The sequence below is a fragment of the Streptomyces sp. NPDC006739 genome, assembly GCF_042869815.1.
Classification (GTDB): domain Bacteria; phylum Actinomycetota; class Actinomycetes; order Streptomycetales; family Streptomycetaceae; genus Streptomyces.
In genome coordinates, this window is record NZ_JBIAGM010000013.1 from 240,848 (window position 1) to 265,512 (window position 24,665).

Sequence of the window (24,665 nt, forward strand, 5' to 3'; positions counted from 1 at the left end):
TGAACGGTGGTCACCCCTGCCCTTGTGGACAAGGGCTGGCAGGCTCTCTATCCTTCCTTACGTCTATTCAATTTTTTGATTACCAGAGGTAGGCTCATGCATCCCTTCCGCAAAGCTGTCGAGAGCGGGGACCTGGAGGCCGTGGCCGCTCTGCTGGCCGACGACGTCGTCTTCACCAGCCCCGTCGCCTTCAAGCCGTACCCGGGCAAGGCCATCACCGCCGCGATCCTGCGCGCCGTGTCCCGGGTCTTCGAGGACTTCACCTACGTCCGCGAGATAGCCAACCCCGACGGCCGCGACCACGCCTTCGTCTTCACCGCCACCGTCGCCGGCAGGAAGCTCCAGGGCTGCGACTTCCTGCACTTCGACGACAACGGGAAGATCGACGAGTTCACGGTGATGGTGCGTCCGCTCTCCGCCGCCCAGGCGCTCGCCGAGGCCATGGGCGCCCAGTTCGAGCAGATCCTCCGAGAGACTGCCGAGCAGTGACGCGACGACGGACTTCGACGCGGTGGTCGTCGGCGCGGGCAACGTCGGACTGACCGCCGCCGGCCACCCTCCAACGCGCAGGCCTGCGCACCTTCTTGGTGGACGCCACGATGTCCCCGGGGACTGCGCCACCTCCTTCCGACGCGGCCGCTTCGAGTTCGAGACGGCGTTGCGCCAGCTGTCCGGAGTCGGCATGGAGGACCGGCAAAACACACTGCGCGGGCTGTTCGAGAAGTCGGGCGTCGACAACTCACTGGATTTCGTCCAGGAGCCTGACCTGTACCGCGTCGTGGTAGCGGCCGACACGATGTGCCCCTGCCCGCCGACCGGGCCGGCGCCGTGGACGCCCTGGAGGGCACCTTCCCCGGCGGCCGCGCCCGGGACGAGCGTTTCTTCGCGCTCGTCGGGACGTGGCCTTCTGGTACTTCGCCGCCCTGCGCAAAATGCCGGCCGACGACATCGACCCCCTGGACTAGATGGCTCTGATGCTGTACGGCTGGCGGCAGGCGGCCAGGTCCACTTCCCGGTGTCCACTCCCAAGGATCATCCTCACTCCACGACGTCGCCCGACCGGGAGGCGCGAGCGTGGCCTGGCAGGCAGTCGGCCCAGGGAAGATCCCGGGGAAGGCGTGGCGTCCCGGATGCGCCATGGTCTCCGCGCGAAGCGCCGGGCCACGTCGATCGCCTTACTCGAAGTCGCTGAAGTCGTCGTCCTCGTAGTGGTTGTTCACGACCGTTGCCGGTTTGTCACCGCTCATCGCCTCGTTCAGGAGCGCGCCACCGACCAGACCGGCCGCGCCGGCGCCGAGCAGCGCGCCGGCGCCGAAGCGGCGGCCTCCCTGCTGCTGCGGGCCCATGGCCTGGGCCGGGTAACCCTGTTGCTGGGGGCCCGTGTTCTGAACCGGGTAGCCCTGCTGGGGGTAGCCCGGCGCCTGCGCGTATTCAGTCTGCGGATGACCCGGCTGGTACGGGCTGTAGTAGGGCGGCGGGGTGGTCTGCACGCGCTGCGCACAGGCGCCGCACACCTGCACAGGTCGGGACACACCCCACTGGGGCGACCAGGTCACGGTCGTGGCGGCGGGGCCATGGACCGGGTCGAAGAAGCACGTCATGGAGGATCTCCCTGTTGCTCGTGATGGTGTGGTGGACCGGCAGCTTCAGACATCGACCGCGGTCGGCGTCCGCGCGGGCGGCGCAGAAGTGTTTTTCTCGAAGTGGACATGTGACAGTGCCGGCACCGGTGAGGGTGGAGGCACCTTGCTTTGGGTTTCCGTGCGCTAGCCAAGGCGGCGTTCGGCACATCGGCTACAGCAGATCCGAGAAGTGACAGTGGCGCCGTCGGCAGGTACCCCGAGCGGCGGGAGTCAGCCATGTGGCCGCGCCGCCGTAGGTGAATGCCCCGATCTCGAAGAAGACTTCTCGTCGCCCTCCGTCGCCGTTGCCACTCGTCGTCGTCATGATCCCAGTGTCCGGGACCGACGGCTGGGAACCCATCCGGCACTCGGCCGGTTCGCCCCCGCCGGTCGGCTGGGCACCACCCGCCAGCTGGGGGAACGAACTGCCCCGGTTTCGCAGAACTCAATGATCTTGTTTCAGGCGGACTGTGTGGTGCTCCTGGTTGTGCGAGCGGGCTTCCTCGTACTCGGCGGTCGTCAGTAGCCGAGCGCGGAGTACAGACGCTGTTCGTCGTACCACGTGGCGCCCGGGAAGATCGCCCACTTCACATGGCCGGCGTCCGTCCAGGTCCCTCGCGTCACGAACAGGTCGGCCAGGTGCTGTTCGGGACCTGGGCGATCGTGTTGGCGACAGTCGTGGCTGTCCGCGACCGAGGCGGCCGACCCGGTAGCCGAGACCGGCGGACCCAACCCCCGGACGAGAAGGGCTTCGTTCCGCGCCCGCGTCCTGTGGGCGATGACGTCCGCCATGAGCCGCCGCCTCGCCGGGGCCGACCACGCCTCCTGGAGGACCGCACGAGCGAGAACCCACAGGCCAAAGTCCTCCTGGAACACATGGAGCCCTGCGGGCGCGGACTACTGCAGGAGCGTGTCTCAGTGACCAGCGGCACCCGCAACGTTTCGAGTATCCGCTGTGTTGTCACACGTCGTTCCCGGTGAGGGCCAGACGGACGCCGAGGCCGACCATCACCGTTCCGGACACTGCACCAATCGCGGACAGGCGGTGGGGCGACCCGCGAAACCAGCCACGCGCCGTACCGGCGAGGAGCCCCCAGGCCGAGTCGGAAACCAGAGCGACAGCGGCGCAGACGATGCCACGCTGAACTACACCACGATGCTCGACCAGTGCGCGGCGAACACCGGCGTCCACCCCGAGCAGGCCCTCGTCGACGTCGGCTACTGCTCTCCGAGACCAACCCTGAGGCCGCGCGAGAGCGCCAACTGGCCTGCGGCACCGACACGTTCATGGCCACCGGCGGGCTCACGAAGGCCGCCTACGGCCGCCGCAAGGCCATCGTCGAACCCGTCTTCGGACGGATCACGACCTGCCAGAACGGCCTTCTGCTCCTCCTGCGCGGCGAGGACGGAGCCCGCGGCGAGTGGCGGCTGCTGGCCGCCTGCCGAAACCTCCGCAAGATCTTCCGGCACGCCAGGACACCCGGACTCGCCGCCCTCGCCGGCTGACCAGCCAAACATCCCCGCCCACGTCACGGGCCCTGTCGGCCGAACACCCGCCGGCAGGACCCGGCCACAGCTGCACAGGTGCTGGCAAGACGACCACGACCGATCCCGTCGATCACGGCCAGCGGGCCGCTTGCTCGTTACTGAGACACGCTCCTAGCCGATCGGACCTGGCAGTTCCGCCCCCGCATCGTAGAACTCACCTTGCAGAGATGGATGTGGCGACATCCTGCGTGTCACCCGCAAGACCCTTCTTACTCTCCTCCTGTGCTCGCCCGCCACCGAGCCGGGCCGCCCCGCCGCGTGGCATTCCGGCGACCATGTCGGCGGGCACGGTCACTCGGTTCACGGCGAGACCGACCCCCGCCAATCGGAGGGGGCCGGCTGGCCGACCGGCGGGGTACCTCCCGAAGCCCGATGGATGGTCGACCGGCGGTGCCTCGGCAAGGTTGTCGCGGTGACCGAGATCGACAGCGCCGAGAAGGCGCCTCCCCGGCCGATACCGTCACCTCGCGTCCGCCACGGCGACGGAACGCCCCGCGCCGATGGCACGGCTGGTCGGTGTGGATCTCGCCCGTGCACTGGCCGTGTTCGGAATATCCGCCGCGCGCCTCGGCACCTTCCCCATGCCATGAGCGGCAGCGTGAGTTGGCCTCCGGCATGCGGGTTCCGGAGGCCGCAGCCCCCTCTCCACGCGCATCTCCGGTCTGTCGGGCGGCGTACTTCCGGAGGGCACGCGTGTGCGGTCCCCGCGGCTCCCGCGCGGTCTTCCGCCCCTCACCCGCCGTCGCGGCGCCTCAACACCGATCAAGGACCTTCGCCATGGACCCCATTTCCACCGCCCAGACCACCGGCTCCCACGGCCGCTGCTCGGAATCACACCGCCGCGCCGACCGGCCTGAAGCTCCGGCGCGCTGGGAACGCCCGGCGCTGGCTGCGGTGCTGGGCGTCGCCGCACTGCTGTATGCCTGGGGCATGGGGCACGCCGCGATCCACCCCTACTACAGCGCGGCGATACGGTCGATGGCCACCAGCTGGCGGGCCTTCTTCTTCGGCGGTCTCGACCCCAGCGGTTCGATCACCCTCGACAAGTTGCCCGGCGCCTTCTGGCCCGATGCCGTCTCCGTATGGATCTTCGGGCCGCATTCGTGGGCGGCCGCGCTGCCCCATGTGGTCGAGGGCGTGCTCACCGTGTGGCTGCTGCACCGGATCGTACGGGCATGGGCCGGGCCGTTCGCCGCGCTGGTCGCCGCGCTGACGCTCACCTTCACTCCGGTCACCGTGGTGTTGAACAGGGCCACCATCCCGGACACCGCGCTCACTCTGCTGCTGGTGGCAGCCGCCGGATCCCTGCAGCAGGCGGCGCGCACCGGGCGGCTGTTCCCGCTGATCACGTGTGGCGTCTGGGTCGGGCTCGCTTTCCAGACGAAGATGCTGCAGGCCTGGCTCGTCCTGCCGGTCTTCGCCGTGGTTCATCAACTCACAGCGGTCAACTCACCGTTGCAGAGGGCTCTGCGCCTCCTGCTGAGCGCTGCGGTCACGCTGGCCGTCTCCTGTTCGTGGGCGCTGATCGCGTGGATGACTACCGCAGCCGACCGCCCGTATGTCGACGGTACGTCGAACAACAACCCCTTCAGTCTGGTCTTCGGCTACAACGGCATGAGCCGCTTCAGTGACGACGGCACCGCCTTCGGCGCCGTCTCGGGCACCGCCGCCAGCCGTACCTCCGAAAACACCGGCTGGTGGATGCTCGTCAACCACACCGTCGGCCCCCAGATCGCCTGGTTCCTGCCGCTCGCCGTGCTCTCCGCCGTGACGGCCCTGGTCTGGCGCGCCCGCGCGCCGCGGACCGATCCGCTGCGTGCGGGCTTCCTCCTCTGGGGCGGTTGGGTTGCCATCCATGCCGTGGTGTTCAGTGTCTCCAACGGCAATCACGCCTACTACACGGCCGTGCTCGCACCGGCGATCGCCGCGCTTGCCGGAGGCGGGCTCGCGCTCTTCCGGTGCGCGTACGAGGCGGGCGGCCGGCGACGGCTGTGGCTGCCGTCGGCGATCGTGCTGACGGCAGCCTGGGCGCTCGTACTCGACGGGACGACCTGGTTCGTCTCCCGGCTGCTGGTGTTCGCCGTGATCTTCGCGGTGTGCGGGACGCTCGGCCTGTGGTCCAACCGGTCGCACATCTCCCTGAGGCTGGTCCAAAGCTCTCTGGCGACCGGAGTCGCGGCCATGCTGCTCGTACCCGCCGGCTGGGCCCTCTCGTCTCTCGACCCGCGCTACGCGGGAGCCTCCACATCCCCGACGGCGGGTCCGGTCGGCGAGGCCTACCACAGGGCCCTCCACTTCCCGTCCGCTCTGCGCCGGGCCGAGCTCGGCCGGCCCAGCACCCGCGACACCGCCCTGCTGGACTACCTCATCGCGCACCGCGAGGGCGAGAAGTACCTGCTCGCGACCCAGGCCGCCTACCCCGCGGAACGTCTGCTGCGCGCTCAGGCCCAACCCATGCTCATCATGGGCGGATTCACCGGCAACACCCCCTTCCCCGGCGTCCCGCAGCTCGGCGATCTGATCGCCACTCACCAACTCCGCTACGTGCTGCTCACTCACCTACGGCCCACCACCCCCGCCACGGCCTGGGTGAAGTCCCACTGCAAGCGCGTCCGCTCCGGAGCCTACGGCTGGCGCACGAGGGGCAACTTCGGCCTGTACGACTGCCGTGCGCAGGGTTGAGCGGAACGCGCACGCACCCCCGCCGATCGGCGGGGGTGGAGCAGCCGACTGCGGGATGGGCAAGGCAGCAGAAATGCAAAATAATCCTTGCGGACAATTATCACCTCGCCCACACGTGACCCATCGCAATTTGTCCACATTCCGCGATGCGTAAATTCACCATTTTTACAGGCGTGCCGAACCGAGTGTTCGAGCCATCGGCTCCACTCCTCAAGCATCTCAAACCAGCAGTTCAGAAGCATGATGCAGTGTCTTCCGCAAGCGTGAAGCGGTGCTTTTTCGCCAGCGGGTGAGTACCGTCACACCTCCCCGATAAACCGGCGAAGCATTCCCTTCGTCAGGCAGGTAAAGAACTTTTGCTCATTGCTTCGCGCGACATCTGCCAACCCTGGAAGGGATGTTTTTTGACCACCACTCGATCCACGATATCCACGCGGGGCCCGGCTCGGCGTCGGGCGGACATGGCCGTGTTGGGAGGTGTGCGGCCGCCACTGGCGGCCCTGCCGGTTCTGTTGGCGCTCCTCGCGGGCCTGACGGTGTTCGCCGTCGGAAGCGATGCCGAGCGGGGCGTTCCCGAGGCCGTCCTCAGCTCCCAGCAGCACATCGCCGAGGACGGGGCGGTTGCGCTGCAGGGTTCCGTCGACCAGAGCGTCACCGATCTGCGGGCAGCGGCCGCGGATTTCGGCGGCTCCAAGTCCATACCGGCGGACGGAATGCTGACCCGCCTCGACCGGGCCTACCGCAAGTGGCGCGGCACCGCCGTCGTCGATCTGTCCACCGGCCAGCTGCTCGCCTCGCAGGGGGAGGCCGTACCGCTCGGGAAGGCGGATCTCCGCGGGTTGCCGGCGAACCCGCCTCCGAAGCTGGTGCGGGACGACTCGGGCATCACCCGGCTGCTGGTCCTTGCGACTTTGTCGCAAGGCGGCAGGCAGGAGTTGCTCGCCGCTTCCCAGAGTCTGAAGCTGCCGGGCATCTCCGTCGGCAGGAATCACACGCTCAACGTCGTGGACCGTGACGGGGCCACTCTCACTTCGGCCGGACCGGGATCCGGCACCGACCAGGCCAAGGCGCTGGCCGGCACCGCCGCTCGCGAAGCGCAGCGCAAGGGGCCGTCGGACACCGCCGCTGCCGACGGCTTCGACGGTCCGAGCGGCAGTCTCGTCCGGACAGCGGACGGCAACGCCCGTACCGCCGTCGGGTACGCCGCGGTGGCGCGGGGGCTTGCCACGAAAGAGAGTCCGAGCAGCGCACTCGGGCTGACGGTCGTCACGACGGTGCGGACCGAGCGTCATGGGGCCGGGACCGGTGACCTTCGTCTGGCCCTCCTCGCCGCGGCTGTCCTGGTGACCCTCGCGGCCGGGGTCACCGCGGTCCTTCACATGCTGGTGCGGCGGCCCGTGCTGCGGTTGCGTCGCGAAGCGCACAGGCTCGGCTCGGGCGACCTCACGGCTCCCGTCCATGTGGCCCGCTTCGGGGAACCTGCCCGGGTCGGCGCCGCGCTCGAGGCACTGCGCCTTCAACTCCGCGGCGGGGGCGGACCGTCGCAGGGGAAGCCCGCGCGGCCGCCGGCCAAGAGGCGCATTCCGCTCGGGACCGGCAAGAGCCGGCACCGGCTCGGACTGCGCACCGTCCTGGTGATGTGCGCGTTCGCTCTGCTGGCCTGGCCCGCGTCGATGCTGCTGGCCCTCGGCAGCACCTGGCCGCACCCCGCTGCGGTCGTACCGCGAGTGATCTCCGACGACCAGCGGCAACGCACCGAGACGACGGCGGATCGCGTGCGCAGGGGGATCAACGACGGATACGCGGATCTAGCCCATCTCGCCACCGTGGTCGACGCTTCCCGGCCGCAGGAGGCGCGCAAGGTCCTCGACAGGTCTCTGGAGCAGCACGGCCGGTATCAGTCCCTGTACGTCGTCGACGGCGCCGGCGAGATCCTCGTCCGCGCCGGCGGTGAGCCCCGTACCCCGAAGACAGTCCGCGTCAGGCCCGGCGTCATGCAGACGAACACCTCCGGCACGGTACCGGTGCTCGCCGCCGTGGCCGCTCAACCGGCCGAGGGTACGCCGAGGAGGTCCGGACGCCGTTATGTCGTGGGCGAGTTCAGGGTCGGGTATCTGACCGGCATCCTCAACCGACCCGGTCTCGGCTCGGTGTGGCTGGTGGACTCCGCGCATCGGGTCATCGCGTCCAACAAGGGGTTCGTGGCCTTCGGGCGGGTCTCCGACGGTCGGCTGCGGGCCCAGCTGGAGGCCGCCCGCGCACCCAAGGGCTCCGCTGAACTGCTACTGGGCTGGAGAAATCCGGCGGTCGCCGCAGTGGCGCCGTTCAAGGACAAGCGAGGCGTCGCGAGCGCACTCGACTGGAAGGTCGCCTCGATCAGACCGGTGTTCTGGATCGGCCTTCCCGAGTACGAGGCCCAGCGGCGGATCATGCTCGTAGGTCTGCTCGGACTGACGACGGGCGCCCTCTGCCTCGGCTGGCTGCATCTCGTCGTCGTACGTCCGCTGCGGGAAATCGCCGCAGGTGCGGAGGCGTTGGCGGCCGGGGACCGCACAACGGTGCTCTACCCGCGCCACCACGACGAGGTGGGATCCGTCGCCCGCAGCCTCGAACTGATCAGACAGCGACTCCCCCGCACCGACGCACCGCCCGCACCGTGTTCCCCGGACGGGGCGCCCGCCCCCTCCGCTTCCCCGTCCGGCCCCGGTCCCAGGAGCTGACCCGCCGTGCTCTTCCTGTACTGCGTCCTCGCGACGTGCTGCGCCGGCCTGCTCGTCGCAGGCATCGTCGAACAGCGCCGCCATGACGCGAACCTCACCGCCATACCCACCCGAGTGCTGGTCAACGGCATTCGCGGCAAGTCCTCCATCACCCGGCTGTGCGCGGGCGCGCTGCGCGGCAGCGGTCTGGTGACCGTCGGCAAGACCACGGGCACCGCTGCCCGGTTCATCCACCCCGACGCCACCGAGGAGCCGGTCTACCGCAAGTTCGGCATCGCCAACGTCGTGGAGCAGATCGGTATCGTCCGACGGGCCGCCGCCTACCGACCCGATGTCCTGGTCATGGAGTGCATGGCCGTCATGCCCGCTCTCCAGGAGATCAACCAGACCAAGCTGATCCGCTCCACCATCGGCGTGCTCTGCAACGTCCGTGAGGATCATCTCGCCGAGATGGGCCCGACGCTGGACGACGTGGCCCGCTCCCTGTGCCGGTCCCTGCCGGAAGGCGGCGTCTGCGTGACAGCGGAGAAGGAGCGCTTCCACATACTCGAAGAGGAGGCCGACGCCCGGAACTGCAAGCTCGTCTACGCCGACCCGGAAACCGTCACCGATGAGGAACTGCGTGGCTTCAGCTGGTTCACCTTCAAGGAGAACGTCGCCATCGCACTCGCGGTCGCCGAACTGCTCGGCGTCGACCGCGCGACCGCGCTGAAGGGAATGTACGAGGCGCCCCCGGACCCGGGTGTGCTGTCCGTCGAGCGGTACCGCACCCCTGACGGCAAGCGGCTGCGCTTCGCGAACGTCTTCGCCGCCAACGACCCCGAGTCAACGCTGATGAACATCACGCAGCTGCTCGAACTGGGCGCGATCCAGCGTCCGTTGCACGTCGTCATCAACTGCCGTCCCGACCGTGTGGAGCGCAACGGGCAGATGGGCGCGCTCATCCCCCAGCTCGACCCGGAGACGGTGTTCCTCATCGGCCACCCCACCAAGTCGGCCGCCGACGCCGTACCCAGCCACTGGACCGGGAACGTCGTCGATCTCGGCGGCGACCGCCGCGACCCCGACCGGCTCACCACGGATCTGTTGGCTCACCTGGGGCCCGACTCCTCGCTCGTCGCCATCGGCAACATCCACGGCCAGGGCGAACTCTTCCTGGATCGGCTCACGGCACTCGCGCCCGACCACCTCGATGCCGGCGCCGACCCAGCTCACCCGAGCGACGCCCCCACTTCTCCCGGTGTCCACCACAACTCCTCCCATGGAGAATCCCGTTGATCCCCGCAGTAGTCACCCCCCAGATCGCCGCCATCGGCATCGCGCTCGGTCTGGTGTTCTCCCTCCTGTGCTACCTGACCACGAACCTCTCACCGGGCGGCATGATCACCCCCGGCTGGCTCGCCCTCACCCTCGTCGACGATCTGCGGCGCGCCGCCATGGTCGTGGGCGTGGCGGGCCTGACCTACCTGCTGACCAAGCTGCTGCAGCGCTTCGTCATCCTCTACGGCAAGCGGCTGTTCGCCGCCGTCGTGCTCACCGGCGTCCTGCTCCAGGCCGGGCTCTCCCTGTCGCTCCAGCAGAAGTTCCCCCTGCTGTTCGCCCATCAGGCCCTCGGGTTCATCGTCCCCGGCCTCATCGCCTACCAGCTCCAGAGGCAGCCCAAGACAGCGACGGTCCTGTCCACCGGCACGGTCACCTTCGCCACCTACGTGATTGTGGTGTCCGGGCTGCTGCTCGGTGCCCTGCCCACGACGTGAGCCGGCCCCTCCCCCACATCCAGCGCCATCTCCACTTTCCGTCAACGGAGTTGACCAGTGAAACGTCTCCTGTCCAGAATCCGTGGGTTCTCCCTGACCAGGAACGCGGCCCTGTTCCTGGTGACAGCCGTCCTGCTCGCGGCGAGCTGCGTGCTGACCCTGCAGCTGAGGCAGCGCACCGACCATCCGAAGCCATCACCGGCATCACCGGGTGCCGGAATCCGGACCGGGAGCGGTCCGCTGCACTTCGAGCGGATCGGCAACCCCTCCCGCACGATCGCCCGAGACCCCCGCGGCACCGTCATCGCCACATTCACCGACGGCGCCCGTACGGCCGTACTGGCCGGACCCAGCAGGACCTTCGCGGAGCCGCGTACCACGGATGCCCACGTCGTCACCAGGAGCTGGGTGCGGCTGCTGCCCAAGGCATGGGCCCGTGGCGCGGAGCGGAGTGAATGGTTCAAGACGTGGCTCGGTTCCCGGCGCGGCAGCCGCGATCCCGACGTCCTCGCCACGGCTTTCGACTACATCGCAGGTGCCCCTGCCCGGAAGACGGCGGCGGGAGTCCCATACAGCGGTGCCGCCCGCTACACACCCAGCACCACCAGCGACTCGGGGCGTACCCGGCAAGGGAAGCCGCGCACGGGTTCGGACTTCTACGACTACCTGGGCATCCCCTGGACCTTCCCCGACGCTGTCACCCGCCGCCCCGAAAAGGACCGCGCGCGCTCCGTCGACAGCTCCGGCTATGTCCGGCTGGTGTACGGATACCGCGCCGGGTTCCCGCTGAACAGCAGGGACAGCCCGGCGGGCAGCGGACTGCAACGGACCCCCGACGCGATCGCCCACGCGCGGCTCGGCGTACCCGTGATCCCCCTCACCGACCGCCGCCCTGCTGTCATCCAGCAGCTCCAGCCCGGCGACCTCGTCTTCTTCAGTACACGGGAGCTGCCCGGCGCACGGATCGGCCACATGGGTATCTACCTCGGCCTGGACACCGATGACCACCCGCGCTTCATCTCCAGCCGGAAGAACGCGGACGGCCCCACCATGGGCGACAGGGGCGGCACCTCACGGCTCGACGGTGACGGCTACTACGCTCAAGGGCTGCGCGCGGCCCGCCGTCTCTGACCGCGCTCCGACCGGGTCGACGCCTCCGCCAGCCGAGGAGGCGTCGGCATGCCGGGCGCCGAGCGTAGCTGACGGGGTCCGGAGAGCGCCGGCCCACCGTCACCGCGCTGAACGCCAGCGTCAACTACACGGGCGACACCCACCACCCAGCGAGGTGGTCGTAATACGCGCCGGCTGTGCCGGTGGTGAGCTGGGACGCGGGGGTGGTCGCGGCGGGCCGGGGACAGTCTGGCCGCCGAGGGTACAGGGGCGGCCTGGGCGTTGGTGAAGGTGAGGGCCGTGGTGATGGCGAGCGCGAGTGCACCGGCACCGGCACCGGCACCGGCACCGGCACCGGCACCGGCCAGCATCGTGCGGCGGTGGCGTATGCGATGCTGCTTCAGCTACGGCAGGCCCTGGCGTCGAACGCGCCGCCCGAAAGACAATGGCTTCTCAGGCGGGCCGGGTGGGGGCCCGTAGTTCGATCTTGTATCCGCCCTGTGGGGTGGGTTCGGCGGTGAGGGTGCCGTCGAGCAGTTCGGCGCGTTCTCGCAGGCCGATCAGGCCGTGCCGGGCGCTGGGCAGGGCGACGGACGGACGGGTGGGGGCGGTGTTGGTGACGGTGACGCCGAAGTGCTGCGCGTCGTGCCACAGGCGCACCTCGGCGCGGGCGCCGGGGGCGTGCTTGCGTACGTTCGTGAGGGCTTCCTGGACCGTGCGGTAGACGGTGCGTTGGGCGGTGGTGCTGATGCCTGCCGGAAGGCCTCCGGTCACGGTGGTCTCGATGCCGCTGTTGGCGATCAGCTGCTGGAGGTCGGCGAGGGTGGGCTGGGGGGTGAGTTCGGTCTCCTTGCCGCCGGAGGCTCGCAGCAGGGTGACCATGTGGCGGAGTTCGTCGAGGGTGTTCACGCTCAGGGTGCGGATGGTGCGGGCGGCGTCGCGGGCGTCGGGCTCCTTGGCGGCGACCTGCAGGGCTCCGGCCTGTACGGCGATGAGGCTGACCTGGTGGGAGACGACGTCGTGCATCTCGCGGGCCAGTTGGGCGCGTTCGCGGGCGAGGACGGTCTGGGCGTACAGGGCGCGTTCGTGTTCGCGGGCGTCTTCGACCTCGGCGAGCTGGCGGGCCACGTCGTGTCCGGCCTGTACGAGCTGGCCGAACAGGATCGGGGCGAAGGCCGTGGCCAGCGTGTAGACGAACTGGATGAGCGTCCAGGTCCGGTCGCGGGAGAAAGTGTCGGACAGGGGCCAGGCGAGGGTGGCCGCCGCCGCGTTCAGCAAGGCACAGCCGGCCAGCAGCGGGCGGTTGCGGGTCCGCGTGGCGAGTGCGTACAGGGCGGCGATCGGCGCGACCGCCACGTCCATGAACAGGGTCATGGGCAGTGTCAGCAGGAAGACGACCAGTGGAAAGCGCCTGCGCAGGAACAGTCCTGCGCAGCCGAGGGCGGCGCAGGCCCACATGAACGGTGTCGCCTCGCCGTAGAGGTTGACCCAGGTGTCGAGCACGGCGAGCGTGACGAGGCCCGCGTCGACGGCCCAGGGCGGCACCCGCCGCCACAGCGCCTGGCCCGTGCTCATCAACCGTTGCCCCGTGCCGTGTCGGCGCCGTCGTCGCTGAGCAGTCCGGCCCGCTCCGCGAGGAGCGCCGCCTGGACGCGGCTGGAGACCCGGAGCTTGGTCAGGATCGAGCTGACGTGGTCCTTGACGGTGCCCGCGCTCAGATGGATGCGGGTGCCGATGTCGGCGTTGGACAGTCCTTCCGCGATCAGGACGAGGACGTCACGTTCGCGGTCGCTGAGCAGATTCACGCGCGCCACGTCCGCGTCCTGGGGCGCGCCCGCCCCCGGGTGACTGCGCAACAGAGCCCGCGAGGCCTTCGGGGACATCACCACCCCGCCCGCGGCCAGGGTGCGGACCAGCTGGGCGAGTTGTTCGGGCTCGGTGTCCTTGAGCAGGAAGCCCGCGGCTCCGGAGCGCAGCGCGGTCACGATGTACTCGTCGGCGTCGAAGGTGGTCAGCATGGCCACCGCCGGCGGCTGGGGCAGCGTCTGGATCTCCCGCAGGACGGTCAGGCCGTCCACGTCCGGCATGCGGATGTCGAGGAGCACGACGTCCGGGTGCTCGCGCCGGATCACGTCGGCGGCCTGCGCTCCCGCCGCGGTCGCCACGACCTGGATGCCGTCCGAGGCGTTCAGGATCAGCTCGAACCCGGACCGCACCAGTGCCTCGTCGTCGACCACCACTACCCGGATCACCGGCGTTCCGCCTCACACTCGTCTGATCTGTCCAGCTTCTCGGCGACCCGCACACCCCGCACCGGGGCGTCCACTGCTCGTACGGTGATCGCCTGCTGTCGACTCTACGTCCGGCACGGAGCGCGACGGTGCCGCCGCTGTGGACACCCGCCACCCGGCAGGCCCGTTCCAGCCGGTCGGGGGGAGCGCTCCGGGCCCGTCGGCGGGCAGGTGGACGAGGCTCGGCGGATGGCGCCGGCCGGTTCTCGTCCGGTGGGATCGGCCCGTGGGCCCGCCCGGGTCCACGGGCCGCAGCGGTCTCCCGGCGACGGCGCGGCGACGATGCGGTCGGCGTCCGTGACCGTCGACAGGCGGTGCGCCACCACAAGGACGGTGGTCTCGCGTGCGGTCTCGGCGATGACGTCCCGCAGTGCCTGCTCGTTGACGGCGTCGAGCTGGGCGGTCGCCTCGTCCAGGAGCAGCAGCCGAGGCCTGCGCAGCAGCGCGCGGGCGATCGCGATGCGCTGGCGTTCGCCGCCGGACAGTTTCGAGCCGCGGTGCCCGACCAGGGTGTCCAGGCCGTGCGGGAGACGCTCGACGAGGGTGTCGAGCCTGGTGCGGGCGAGGACCTCGCGCATGTCGTCGTCGGTCGCGCCGGGCGCGGCCAACACCAGGTTCTCCCGCAGCGTGCCGGCCAGCACCGGCGCGTCCTGCTCGACATACCCGATGACCGACCGCAACTCCGGCAGCGGCCACTGCGTCACGTCCTCACCGTCGACCAGGACACGGCCGCCGGTTGCTTCGTAGAACCGCTCGACGAGCGCGAAGACCGTCGACTTGCCCGCGCCCGAGGGGCCGACGAGGGCCGTCATCCCGCCGCCCGGCACCTCGAAGTCCACCTGCTGGTGGATGTCCGGCAGCCCGGGACCGTACCGGAAGGACACCTCCTCGAAGCGCACCGACGCCGGACGCGGGTACACCGCCTCGGATTCCGCGGGCCGCACCGGCCGATGCGGGTCCTGTGGCTCCGTCGCCAGGCCGTCCACCTGCGCGATCCGGGCGATCGCGGCCGCCCCCTCCTGGTAGTGGGACGCGGCGTCGACCAGCTTGTACACCGGCTCCATCAGGAAGAAGAGGTACAGCAGGAACGCGACGAGCGTGGACACGGGCATCGCCCCGGACGCCACCCGCGCCCCGCCGACGGCGAGTACCGCGAGGAACGCCAGCTCGACGGCGAGGTTGTCCGCCGACCCCAGCACGGCCTCCCACTTCGCGCTGCGCACGCCATGGCGCCACGCCCTGCGCGCCGCCGCCTCGACGCGAGCGGTCTCCCGCTCCTCGGCGCCGGACGCCTTCACCGTACGGAATGCGCCGAAGACCCGCTCCAGGCCCGTGGACATCTCCCCGACAGCCGCCTGGGAGCGCTCGGTGGCCTGCCCGATCTTGGGCATCACCAGCGCTGCGCCCACGCCGAGCACCGCGACCACAGCGAGGGTGACGCCGAGCAGGACGGCATCGAGGAACGCCATCACCACGACCGCCGCGACCAGCGTCACCGCCCCCGTCGCCGCGGAGACCACGGCCTGGGTGCTGACCGCCCGCAACAGGGTGGTGTCGGAGGTCACCCGCGCCATGAGATCGCCCGGCTGCATCCGGTCCACCTCCGCAAGGCGCAGCCGCAGCAACCGTCCGACGAGGCCGCGGCGGGCGGCGAGCACCACCGACTCCGCCGTCCTTTCCAGCACATAGGCACCGAACGCCTCAGCCGCCGCGCCCAGCAGCACCAACGCGGTCAGTGCCAGCAGGACGGTGCCGATCGTGCCACCGGACGAGAGCCGGTCGACCAGGGTCTTCGTGGCCAGCGGCTGCAGCAGTCCCCCTGCGGCCCCGGCCAGTGCGCACAACAGACCGAGCGCGACGGCCCACCGGTGCGGACGGATGTACCCGTAGAGCGCCTTGAGCGTCTCGCGGGCCCGTAGGGACTCGGCGCCCGTCGGCTCGGAGGCGGATGCGGTGTTCACAGAACTCCCTTTCCTACGGGGTCGGACGCGCGCCGCGTCAGCGGCTGCGGGCACCGGCCCGCACGAGTACTTTGGGCCGCGGCTCAGGGGGCCGGTGCCACAGCCCTCGTAGCGAGCGTGTGTGCAACGGCAACCAGGAGATCAGCCGGTGACCGCGGAGACGCCCACACCGGAGAGGTCTCCGATCGTCGGCTCAGTGGAACAGTGAGGCCGTCTGCGTGGCGAAGATGTGCACCCCTGCTTCGTAGAACTCGGGACGGACGACGAACAGGACCCCGGCGCCCGCTGCCAGCGTCAGACCGACGAACTCCAGCAACCCGCCTCCGCCCGGTGTGACATCACCGCGCGGCACGTCGGTGTCGGCCGATGCCCCGAGGGTGGTCTCGTGCTCATTGTCGCGAACGTGCTGTGTCATGCCTCCAGACTGGACGCCCGCCCGCTCTCCGCACATCCGGCGACTGTCGGGTCCACCCCCGCCGAGTGGCTGGAGAAGACCGGCCTGGAGCAGGAGCCGCCGGGGCCGCGAGGCGGACGCGTCACCAGCACGGCAGCACCGCGGGACATCACAGCACCGCGAGGCACGCGGTACCGCCAGGCACATCACCTCCGCTTGGCGACGACCCGCGAGTCCGGCTCGTCGGTCCCCGGGCAGGCAGGGCCGCCGGCAGCCGACGGGGGCGGGCCGGTCAGGGACCGGGCGATGACCATCGAGCCGCCGCCGTGGAGCAGAACGCTGCCGAGCACCGTCAGGGTCATGGCGTACAGGGCGGTGTCGGCGTACAGCCCGTCCGGCAGAGCGTTGAACGCGAGCAGGCCGAACACGATGGAGGTGGTGCCGCGTGGTCCGAGCGCGCCGACCATGAGCCGTTCTCGCCAGGTGAACGTCGAGCCGAGGAAGGCGAGCATGATCGGAAGGACGCGCACGACGGTGAGCGCTGCGACGCAGAGAACGACGGTGGGCCACTGGACGCCCTCGCCCACGGCGAGCACCACGGCGTTGCCGAAGAAGAACCACATGCACATCGTCATCATCGAGTTGGTGTCCTCGATGAGCTGGAAGTCCGAGGCGTGGGGAGCCGAGACGCCCCGTCGGCGGACCGGCGCCTGCCTGACGTAGCGGAAGGCGATCCCGCACACGAACGAGGCCACGAAGCCATTGCCGTCCATTGCCACGGTCACGGTGTAGACGAGCAGCGGTGTGACCAGCACGACGATCCGCCGGGACTGCTCCGTCATCCACTCCGCGCGGTCGGCCTTGTTGATCAGCCACGCCACCAGCGCCCCCACCACGAAGCCGGCCACGACGGCCTTCAGCGCGAACGGCACGGCCGTGCCGAGGGCCTGCTCGGGCGTGCGGGTGACGGAGTTGGTGCCGACGAGGATCAGTGCGAACAGGAACAGGGGCGAGACGATGCCGTCGTTGTATCCGCTCTCCAAGTTGAGCACGCTGCGCACCCTCGCCGGGATGCGCCGGTCGCGGACCAGCGTCTCGGCCGGGGCGAAGTCGGTCGGTACGACGATGCACGCGATGAGCAGCAGCAGCGCCACCGGCAGCCCGGGCAGCAGCCACATTCCCAGCAGCACCGCCGCGATCAGGCTCAGCGGCAGGGCCACCAGCAGGGCCCGCGCGGCGGAGCCGGGGTCGTTTCCGAACAGCCGCCCGCCCGGCAGCTCGGTGGCGTCGACGAACAGCAGGACGGCCAGGATGACCTCGGCCACATGCTGAGCAACCTCGGAGTTCAACGTGGCGGCGATATGGCTGTGCGTGAACACCCCGGTGACGACTCCCGCGAGCACCAGCACCAGAGGAGCCCTCACGTGCCGTTGTTCCAGCCGGCCGGCGACCAGCGACCAACCGGCCACCACCGTGGTGATCACAATCAGGACAGAGATCATTCGAATCCGCTTCAGAACTCGGAGCAGACCGGCGGCCGCTCCGCCGGGACTTGCACAAGGACGTCGACCGGCGTGACCACCGGCAGACGGTACGACGCACGAGGCCCGGCACACACGGCGCTGGACCCTACACCGGGCTCACCAGCACCGACAGGGCCCTGGCCCCGCTCTGTCAACGCAGCAACTCCTCGTGATCCCGCCGCCCGTCTCATCCCAGCGCGCCGCTCACCGAAAGTCACCCCGCCGATCAGCGGGATCCACCCCGCCGACAGGCTGGAAGGAGGGGGTAGGACGTTCAGCAAGTATCACACTCGGTAGTCAAAGTCCTGATTCGCGCGACTAGGTGCGGCGTGTCCTGCGTCAAGCCGGTGTGCAGGTGCAGACCAGCACCAGCCGCGTAGTCCTACGCCGTCAGCAGGCCGGTCAGTCGTCCGTGCGAGTCGGTGACCGGCAGCGCGTCGACGTGCTCCTCCGTAATGACGGCTGCCGCTCGGAGTGTCGATTCCTCCGGATGGGCCGTGACCATGCGGCGCCTTGGAGCAAGACGCGCCCTGCGGGACCGTGTCACCGCGGGTCGGCGCAGGCGACGGCGGGCCTCGCGCGGCCCAGCACACCGGCGCAGCAGCCGTTCTCGTATAACACCGGCAGATGACGCTGCCCGGATCGCTGCACTACCTCCCAGGCCATCAGCAATGTCTCGTCCTCGTCTACCGCACTCAGGGCGAAGCGTTTAGCAAGGAGCTGCCCTGGGGCGGGGTCCATCGGCTTGGCGTCGGCTCTGTCACTGCTTTCTCCCCGCCTCACCAGGGCCCGGTACAGGATGATGCCGAGGGTGACGCTCAGGGTCCAGAAGAGGATCAGGCCTACCGGACATGGCGAACCAGCCCCATCGGCCCACACCTTGGCCGTACTAGATCATCACAGTAACTCACCTCCTCGCGAGCGACAGCGGTAAGGGTTCGGCGCCTGCGACTTTCGAAGTGCCTGCTTCTCACCCTCGCCCAAGCTGTGCGTCATGAGCCGGTGCGGCCAACGCGACGGCCGTCGTGGTGCCCCGAGCACGCACTCGTCCGGAGACTCTGATCGCCGCTGGCACGCACATAGTCCCAGACAAGGTCCGGACGGCCCTGGCAGAGAGCCATTCGTCCCCTGCCAGGGACCCGGCGCGCCGGGGTGTGGTGGACGCGGACCGGACCGGGCAACTACGCCGGGCAGACAGAGGTGGCCATGAACCGCTGCGCCTTCATCACACGGCTGCGCTCTCCGACCGTGGCCGTTGCCTCGGCACGGCTGGAGCCCGCCCTCCTGGCCGTCACGGCAGCGGCCTTGACAGCAGGGGGTGCTGCCTGGCTCGCCGGTGACGAGGGTCTCGCGGACTTCCTGTGGGGTCTGGGCACCTCGGCTGCGGTCCTACCCGCGGTGGGCTGGGTAGTCGCCGCACTTCGTCATGGCCGTGCGGGCGTCGACCTGATCGCGGTTCTCGCTCTCGGTGGCACCCTCGCCGTCCATGAATACCTTGCCGGTGCGCTGATCGCGCTGATGCTGGCCACCGGTCGCACGCTGGAGGCGGCAGCCCAGCGGCGTGCCTCGCACGATCTGCGCGCGCTGCTGGAGCACGCTCCCCGCTCGGCGCGCCGCCGGACAGCGCAGGGCGTCGCCACGGTCCCGCTGGGCGAAGTCGCCATAGGTGACCTGCTCGTCGTTGGTCCGGGCGAGGTCGTCCCGGTCGACGGGCGGATGGAGGGCGCCGTGGCCTGCCTCGATGAGTCCGTGCTCACCGGCGAGTCCCTGCACGTCGAACGGACGGCGGGTGACACGGTCCGCAGTGGGGTGGTCAACGCCGGCGGCGCCTTCGAGCTGCGGGCCACGGCGACCGAGCAGGACAGTACCTACGCCGGAATCGTGCGACTGGCCAGGCAGGCCGGGGCCGAGTCCGCACCCGTGGTCCGGCTGGCAGACCGCTACGCGGCCTGGTTCCTTCCCCTCACTCTCACGGTGGCGGGACTGGCCTGGCTGCTCAGCGGCTCGGCGGTCCGAGCGGTCGCGGTGCTGGTGGTCGCCACCCCCTGTCCGTTGCTGCTGGCCGCGCCGGTGGCCATCGTCTCCGGGATCTCCCGCGCCTCACGCCTGGGAGTCGTCATGCGCGACGGTGGCGCCCTGGAGAACCTGGGCCGGGCACGCACCCTGCTGCTCGACAAGACCGGCACCCTCACCCGCGGCTGCCCTCGCGTCCTGGACGTGGTGGCCGCACCGGGGTGGCAGCCTGCGAAGGTGCTGAGGCTGGCCGCGTCGCTGGACCAGTACTCCCCGCATGTTCTGGCCGAGGCGATCGTCGACACCGCGCGCGCACGCAAGCTTGTCCTGTCGGTGCCGTCCGATGTCACGGAGGAGCCCGGCCGGGGTGCTGCGGGCACTGTGGACGGTCACCGGGTGTCCGTCGGCCGCATCGGCGCGTCCGGCGCCCGCCCGGCCTGGACCAGAGCGGTGGACAACCGGGCGCTTCTCGACGGCGCGGCGGTCGCCTGGCTGACCGTCGACGGATGTTCGGTAGGTGCGGTGCTGCTCCGGGATCCCCTCCGCCCCGACGCCCCGCGCACCCTGCGACACCTGCGGGCCGCCGGCATCGAGCGGCTGCTGATGCTGACGGGCGACCGCGCGGAGCCGGCCCGCGAGGTGGGCGCCGTCCTCGGTCTGGACGACGTCCGCGCCGGACTCGACCCGGCCGGCAAGGTCGCCGTCGTACGGGCCGAACGCGAACGCGCGGTCACCGTCATGGTGGGCGACGGCGTGAACGACGCCCCCGCGCTGGCCGCCGCGGACATCGGTGTGGCGATGGGCGCCCACGGTTCCACCGCCTCCTCGGAGGCCGCCGACATCGTGCTGACCACCGATCGCGTGGACCGGCTGGCCGACGCCGTCTTCATCGCCGTACGGGCTCGTCGGATCGCCGTGCAGAGTGCCCTGGGTGGGATGGCGATGTCCCTGGCCGCGATGGCCGCGGCCGCCTTCGGACTGCTGCCGCCCGCCGTCGGCGCCCTCCTTCAGGAGGCCATCGACGTGGCGGTCATCTTGAACGCCCTGCGCGCACTGCGCGCGGACCAGGCCGCGCGGCCGGCACTGACGCCCGCCGCCGAGGCGCTCATCCACCGCTTCGCCTCGGAGCACGACGACCTCCAGGACGTGCTCGAATCGGTGCGAGGTGCCGCCGATACTCTCTCCGACGATCCCGGACCGCAGGCTCTGGCAGCTGTCGAAGAGGCTCATCGACTGCTCACCGAGCGGCTGCTGCCCCACGAACACGCCGAGGAGCACGAGCTCTACCCCGCCCTCGCCCCCGCGCTCGGCGGCCCAGAGGCCACGGCCACCATGAGCCGGGCCCACACCGAGATCGAACGCCTCTCCCACCGCATCGCCACCCACCTGCAGCTGGCCCGCGCCGGGGGCGGTCTGTCCCCCAGCCAGCTCGACGACCTGCGCTCCTGCCTGTACGGACTGCACACCGTCCTCCTCCTGCACTTCACGCAGGAGGAGGAGAGCTACTTCTCCCTGGCCCAGTGAGATCGTGCAGGTCTCGGCCCGGGAGGGCCGTTCGGCCCGCGCGGTGCCCGGTCAGCCCCTGTGCCACCGGGACCCGCCGCCGGACGCTGAACGCGGGATCGTCCGGAGGGAGAGTTCGTGATGACCGGTATCCAGGAGGCCCCGCTGCATGCCCTGCTGGCCGACGGAACCACTGTCCGCATACGGCAGGCGGGTCCGGCGGATCGGGAGGAGGTGCAGCGCCTGTACGAGGCGATGGCACCGCAGAACCTGCGGCTGCGGTTCTTCTCCGTCAGCCCGTCCTCCGCCCGGCAGGCCGCCGAGCGGGTGGCCAGGGGCGGACGCTCCGGATACCGTGCGCTGGCTGCCGAGTGCGGGGGGCGGCTTGTGGGGCTGGCCGAGTACGAGGTTCTGCCCGGCGGTGGCACCGCCGAGATCTCGGTGGCCGTGGCCGACGACTGGCACCACCGTGGTGTGGCCACCCTCCTGCTGGAACACCTCGCGGACGCCGCGCGTACGGCGGGCGTCACCGCCTTCAGCGCCGACGCCCTGGCCGAGAACCACGACGTGCTCAAGGTCTTCCACGACCTCGGGTTGCGCGTCACTCGCCACTTCGACGGACCGGAGGTGCACTGCTCGGTCGAACTCACCGAGGACGAGACCTACTTGAGCGCGGTCGAAGCCCGGGGCCGGGTCGCCGACGTCATCAGCCTGCAGCCGCTGCTGCGGCCCCGAACGGTCGCGGTGATCGGCGCGGGCCGCAGGCCGGGGTCGGTCGGGCGCGCGATCCTGCGGAACATCGACAACGGTTCCTACGCCGGGCGACTGTTCGCCGTGCATCCGGAGGCTGCCGCGATTGCCGGGGTGCACGCCTGCCGGTCCGTCGCCGACCTGCCGCAGGTGCCTGACCTGGCCGTGATCGCCGTACCGGCCGCGGCCGTTGCCGAGGTGGCCGAGGAATGCGGGAGAGCCGGCGTACGCGCCCTGCTCGTGGTGTCCGCGGGCCTGGACACGCACCAGAGCAGCGCTCTGATGGGCGCGTGCCGACGCCACGGCATGCGACTCGTCGGCCCGAACTGCCTGGGCCTGGCCAACACCGAGGACGACGTCCATCTGGACGCCACCTTCGCCGCCCGGCACCCCGGAGCCGGGACGGCCGGTGTCGCCGTGCAGTCGGGTGGTGTCGGCATCGCGCTGCTGGACGGGCTGGCCCGGCTCGGCGTCGGGGTGTCGACCTTCGTCTCGCTCGGCGACAAGTACGACGTCAGCGGCAACGACATGCTCCAGTGGTGGGAGAGCGACGGGCACACCGACCTGGCGCTGCTGCACCTGGAGTCCTTCGGCAACCCCCGCGCCTTCTCGCGCACCGCCCGCCGGGTGGCCCGGACGATGCCCGTGCTGACCGTGGACGCCGGCCGGTCCGAGGCCGGGCGGCGGGCCGCGGCCTCGCACACCGCGGCGGCGGCCACCCCGACCATGACCCGGCAGGCCCTGTTCACCCAGGCCGGCATCACCGCCACCCGCACCATCGGCGAACTCCTTGACACCGCGGCCCTGTTGCATGCCCAGCCGCTGCCTCACGGCACGAAGATCGCCGTCGTCAGCAACGCGGGCGGGGCCGGCGTCCTGGCCGCCGACGCGTGCGTGGACGCCGGACTGGTGATCCCACCACTCGCCGCCGACCTGGTGGACGCACTCCTCGCCCTGCTGCCCGACGGCGCCACCGCGACCAACCCCGTGGACGTCACGGCGGCCGTCGGCGAGGAGCAACTACAGGCATGCATCAGCCTTCTGGCCCAGCACGACGCCGTCGACGCCGTCCTCGTGAGCCTGGTCCCCACGGCGGTCGCCACGGCCACCGGAGAAGACCTGGTGCGCGCCCTGACCTCGGCTCCTGGCCCTCTCGCCCGCCCCGTCGTCGCGGTGCTCCCCGCGCAAGCGGCCCGCGTCGAGCTGCTGCCCACCGCCGGCAGAGGCACCCTGCCCGCGTACTCCGACGCGGAGGACGCCGCCCGTGCCCTGGCCCACGCCGCAACGCGCGCCGACTGGCTCGCCCGGCGGCCGGGCGCCGTACCGAAGTTGCCGGACGTGGAAACCGCACGCGCGAAGGACCTGGCCACCGCCTACCTGGAGGCCCATCCGGAGGGCGGCTGGCTCGACCCTCAGAGCACGGCCGTGCTCCTGGGCTGCTACGGCATCCGACAGATCCCCTGGGGGTGGGCGCGAGACGAGAACGAGGCGGTCGCAGCGGCCGAACGGCTCGCCGGACCGGACGGACGCGTGGTCATGAAGGCGTACTGGCCGGGTCTGGTCCACAAGAGCGAGCAGCACGCCCTCCACCTCGACCTGCAGAACGCCTCCCAGGTCAGGGCGGCCCACCGCGATCTGGTCACCCGGTTCGGCGACCGGATGACCGGAGTGGTCGTCCAGCCGCTCGCCGAACGGGGCACCGAGCTGTTCGCCGGTGTCGTCCAGGACGAGGTCTTCGGGCCGCTCGTGGTGTTCGGCCTCGGCGGTACCGCGACCGAACTCCTCGCCGACCACGCCGCCAGGCTCGCGCCGCTGACCGACCTGGACGTGCACGACCTGCTCACCTCCCCACGCTGCTCTCCCCTGCTGTTCGGCTTTGCCGGCAGCCCTGCCGTCGACCTCGCCGCCCTGGAGCAACTCCTGCACCGCCTCTCCCGGATGGCTGCGGACCTTCCCCAGCTGGTGGAGGCCGACCTCAATCCTGTGCTGGCCGGGCCACGCGGCGTCACCACCCTCGACGCGCGTGTACGGCTGGTCCCGCGCCGGCCCCACGACCCGTACCTGCGCCGACTGCGCTGACCGGGTCACGACCGTCGAAACGGAGGACCGCCGTGAAGCCCACGAAGATCGGCGACGTCATGAGTGGCGACGTCATACCGCCCGGTACGGCACCCCGTTCATGGACCTCGTCCGCCTCCTGCGTGACCACGACGTCAGCGGGCTGCCCGTGATCGACGAGGACGACAAGGCCACCGGGGTCGTCTCGGAGACCGAGCTGATGCAGCGACAGGCGCGGTCGAGTGAATCCGGCGGCCGTCTCGACGACTTGGCGTGCAAGCTCCGCCGCCGTGCATGTGCGAGTTCCGCCCGGAACCGGGCTCGTACGGCCGGCGGAATCATGTCGGCGCCGGCGGTGACGGTCCGTGCGCAAGCCGGCTTGCCGGAGGCCGCCCGGCTGATGACTCGGCACGGCATCGAACGTCTGCCGGTGGTCGACGAGGAGGACCGGCTCGTCGGCATCGTCACCCACCGCGATCTGCTCCAGGTCTTCCTCCGCGCCGATGACGAGATCCGGCGGGCCGTGCAGCGCGAGGTGCTCGTCGACGCGAGGTCGGTGAGGCCCTGGGAGAGGCCGCAGTCGATCAGGACCCGGGCGTGGTCGCTCTCGGCCAGAAACTTGCTGCCGGTGACCGTGCCCACGCCGCCGAGGAAGGTGAGCAGCGCGGGGCGGGACCCTACGGCGGGCTGGGCCGCTGAGTCGTGAAGCGCGGTTCTCATGTGCTCGGGCTCC

The 24,665-nt window shown here is 70.6% G+C and carries 17 protein-coding genes and 1 pseudogene; 10 read left to right on the forward strand and 8 right to left on the reverse strand.

The window, feature by feature from the left end:
• Window positions 1-96 precede the first annotated feature (96 nt).
• Window positions 97-489, forward strand: coding sequence for a nuclear transport factor 2 family protein (locus ACFYMM_RS25985; RefSeq protein ID WP_388390496.1), 393 nt, complete (start codon window positions 97-99; stop codon window positions 487-489).
• 686 nt (window positions 490-1,175) lie between these two features.
• Here ACFYMM_RS25985 and ACFYMM_RS25990 read toward each other — a convergent pair.
• Window positions 1,176-1,601 carry a hypothetical protein gene (locus ACFYMM_RS25990; RefSeq protein ID WP_388390498.1) on the reverse strand — a complete coding sequence of 142 codons (426 nt, stop codon included), beginning with the start codon at window positions 1,599-1,601 and terminating at the stop codon, window positions 1,176-1,178.
• Between the two features lie 193 nt (window positions 1,602-1,794).
• Window positions 1,795-1,947, reverse strand: a complete 153-nt coding sequence (locus ACFYMM_RS25995) for a hypothetical protein (protein WP_388390500.1) — start codon at window positions 1,945-1,947, stop codon at window positions 1,795-1,797.
• A gap of 795 nt (window positions 1,948-2,742) precedes the next feature.
• On the opposite strand from ACFYMM_RS25995, the pseudogene ACFYMM_RS26000 reads away from it, so the two are divergent.
• From ACFYMM_RS26000 to ACFYMM_RS26025, 6 genes and pseudogenes are all read left to right on the forward strand, one after another.
• Window positions 2,743-3,128 (forward strand): annotated as a pseudogene (locus ACFYMM_RS26000) (IS1182 family transposase); the annotation flags it as partial.
• Between the two features lie 819 nt (window positions 3,129-3,947).
• On the forward strand, window positions 3,948-5,852 hold the full coding sequence (locus tag ACFYMM_RS26005) for an ArnT family glycosyltransferase (protein WP_388390502.1): 1,905 nt from the start codon (window positions 3,948-3,950) through the stop codon (window positions 5,850-5,852).
• A 461-nt stretch (window positions 5,853-6,313) separates the two neighbouring features.
• Window positions 6,314-8,572, forward strand: coding sequence for a cache domain-containing protein (locus tag ACFYMM_RS26010; protein WP_388390503.1), 2,259 nt, complete (start codon window positions 6,314-6,316; stop codon window positions 8,570-8,572).
• 6 nt (window positions 8,573-8,578) lie between these two features.
• Window positions 8,579-9,850, forward strand: a complete 1,272-nt coding sequence (gene pgsB, locus ACFYMM_RS26015) for a poly-gamma-glutamate synthase PgsB (RefSeq protein ID WP_388390505.1) — start codon at window positions 8,579-8,581, stop codon at window positions 9,848-9,850.
• Window positions 9,847-10,329: a poly-gamma-glutamate biosynthesis protein PgsC/CapC gene (locus ACFYMM_RS26020; protein ID WP_388390507.1), complete on the forward strand. Its 483-nt coding sequence runs from the start codon at window positions 9,847-9,849 to the stop codon at window positions 10,327-10,329. Before pgsB ends, ACFYMM_RS26020 begins: the two co-directional genes overlap by 4 nt.
• A 57-nt stretch (window positions 10,330-10,386) precedes the next feature.
• Window positions 10,387-11,460, forward strand: coding sequence for an NlpC/P60 family protein (locus ACFYMM_RS26025; RefSeq protein ID WP_388390509.1), 1,074 nt, complete (start codon window positions 10,387-10,389; stop codon window positions 11,458-11,460).
• 432 nt (window positions 11,461-11,892) lie between these two features.
• Here ACFYMM_RS26025 and ACFYMM_RS26030 read toward each other — a convergent pair whose 3' ends face one another.
• From ACFYMM_RS26030 to ACFYMM_RS26055, 6 genes are all read right to left on the reverse strand, one after another.
• Entirely contained in the window at window positions 11,893-13,014 is a 1,122-nt protein-coding gene (locus tag ACFYMM_RS26030; protein WP_388390511.1) for a sensor histidine kinase, read from the reverse strand.
• Entirely contained in the window at window positions 13,014-13,691 is a 678-nt protein-coding gene (locus ACFYMM_RS26035) for a response regulator (protein WP_388390513.1), read from the reverse strand. The genes ACFYMM_RS26030 and ACFYMM_RS26035 overlap by 1 nt, the downstream gene beginning before the upstream one ends.
• Window positions 13,692-13,795: 104 nt before the next feature.
• On the reverse strand, window positions 13,796-15,691 hold the full coding sequence (locus ACFYMM_RS26040) for an ABC transporter ATP-binding protein (RefSeq protein ID WP_388390515.1): 1,896 nt from the start codon (window positions 15,689-15,691) through the stop codon (window positions 13,796-13,798).
• 193 nt (window positions 15,692-15,884) lie between these two features.
• On the reverse strand, window positions 15,885-16,106 hold the full coding sequence (locus ACFYMM_RS26045; RefSeq protein WP_388390517.1) for a hypothetical protein: 222 nt from the start codon (window positions 16,104-16,106) through the stop codon (window positions 15,885-15,887).
• 185 nt (window positions 16,107-16,291) lie between these two features.
• Complete coding sequence (locus ACFYMM_RS26050) at window positions 16,292-17,587, reverse strand: cation:proton antiporter (protein WP_388390519.1); 1,296 nt, start codon at window positions 17,585-17,587, stop codon at window positions 16,292-16,294.
• A gap of 403 nt (window positions 17,588-17,990) precedes the next feature.
• Window positions 17,991-18,113: a CBS domain-containing protein gene (locus tag ACFYMM_RS26055; RefSeq protein WP_388390521.1), complete on the reverse strand. Its 123-nt coding sequence runs from the start codon at window positions 18,111-18,113 to the stop codon at window positions 17,991-17,993.
• A 701-nt stretch (window positions 18,114-18,814) separates the two neighbouring features.
• On the opposite strand from ACFYMM_RS26055, the gene ACFYMM_RS26060 reads away from it, so the two are divergent.
• The 3 genes from ACFYMM_RS26060 to ACFYMM_RS26070 all read left to right on the forward strand — a co-directional run bounded on the left by ACFYMM_RS26060 (window position 18,815) and on the right by ACFYMM_RS26070 (window position 24,638).
• Window positions 18,815-21,145, forward strand: a complete 2,331-nt coding sequence (locus tag ACFYMM_RS26060; protein ID WP_388390523.1) for a heavy metal translocating P-type ATPase — start codon at window positions 18,815-18,817, stop codon at window positions 21,143-21,145.
• A 120-nt stretch (window positions 21,146-21,265) separates the two neighbouring features.
• Window positions 21,266-23,953 carry a GNAT family N-acetyltransferase gene (locus ACFYMM_RS26065; RefSeq protein WP_388390525.1) on the forward strand — a complete coding sequence of 896 codons (2,688 nt, stop codon included), beginning with the start codon at window positions 21,266-21,268 and terminating at the stop codon, window positions 23,951-23,953.
• A 100-nt stretch (window positions 23,954-24,053) separates the two neighbouring features.
• Window positions 24,054-24,638 (forward strand): CBS domain-containing protein, encoded by a 585-nt coding sequence (locus ACFYMM_RS26070; RefSeq protein WP_388390527.1) that lies wholly within the window; start codon window positions 24,054-24,056, stop codon window positions 24,636-24,638.
• Window positions 24,639-24,665: the final 27 nt, after the last annotated feature.

Excerpts from the sequence above, each read along its gene's own strand:
- ACFYMM_RS25985 (WP_388390496.1), top strand. The coding sequence starts at position 97 with ATGCATCCCTTCCGCAAAGCTGTCGAGAGCGGGGACCTGGAGGCCGTG.
- ACFYMM_RS25990 (WP_388390498.1), bottom strand. The coding sequence starts at position 1,601 with ATGACGTGCTTCTTCGACCCGGTCCATGGCCCCGCCGCCACGACCGTG.
- ACFYMM_RS25995 (WP_388390500.1), bottom strand. The coding sequence starts at position 1,947 with ATGACGACGACGAGTGGCAACGGCGACGGAGGGCGACGAGAAGTCTTC.
- ACFYMM_RS26005 (WP_388390502.1), top strand. The coding sequence starts at position 3,948 with ATGGACCCCATTTCCACCGCCCAGACCACCGGCTCCCACGGCCGCTGC.
- ACFYMM_RS26010 (WP_388390503.1), top strand. The coding sequence starts at position 6,314 with ATGGCCGTGTTGGGAGGTGTGCGGCCGCCACTGGCGGCCCTGCCGGTT.
- ACFYMM_RS26030 (WP_388390511.1), bottom strand. The coding sequence starts at position 13,014 with ATGAGCACGGGCCAGGCGCTGTGGCGGCGGGTGCCGCCCTGGGCCGTC.
- ACFYMM_RS26045 (WP_388390517.1), bottom strand. The coding sequence starts at position 16,106 with ATGACACAGCACGTTCGCGACAATGAGCACGAGACCACCCTCGGGGCA.
- ACFYMM_RS26050 (WP_388390519.1), bottom strand. The coding sequence starts at position 17,587 with ATGATCTCTGTCCTGATTGTGATCACCACGGTGGTGGCCGGTTGGTCG.
- ACFYMM_RS26055 (WP_388390521.1), bottom strand. The coding sequence starts at position 18,113 with ATGGTCACGGCCCATCCGGAGGAATCGACACTCCGAGCGGCAGCCGTC.
- ACFYMM_RS26060 (WP_388390523.1), top strand. The coding sequence starts at position 18,815 with ATGAACCGCTGCGCCTTCATCACACGGCTGCGCTCTCCGACCGTGGCC.
- ACFYMM_RS26065 (WP_388390525.1), top strand. The coding sequence starts at position 21,266 with ATGACCGGTATCCAGGAGGCCCCGCTGCATGCCCTGCTGGCCGACGGA.
- ACFYMM_RS26070 (WP_388390527.1), top strand. The coding sequence starts at position 24,054 with ATGGACCTCGTCCGCCTCCTGCGTGACCACGACGTCAGCGGGCTGCCC.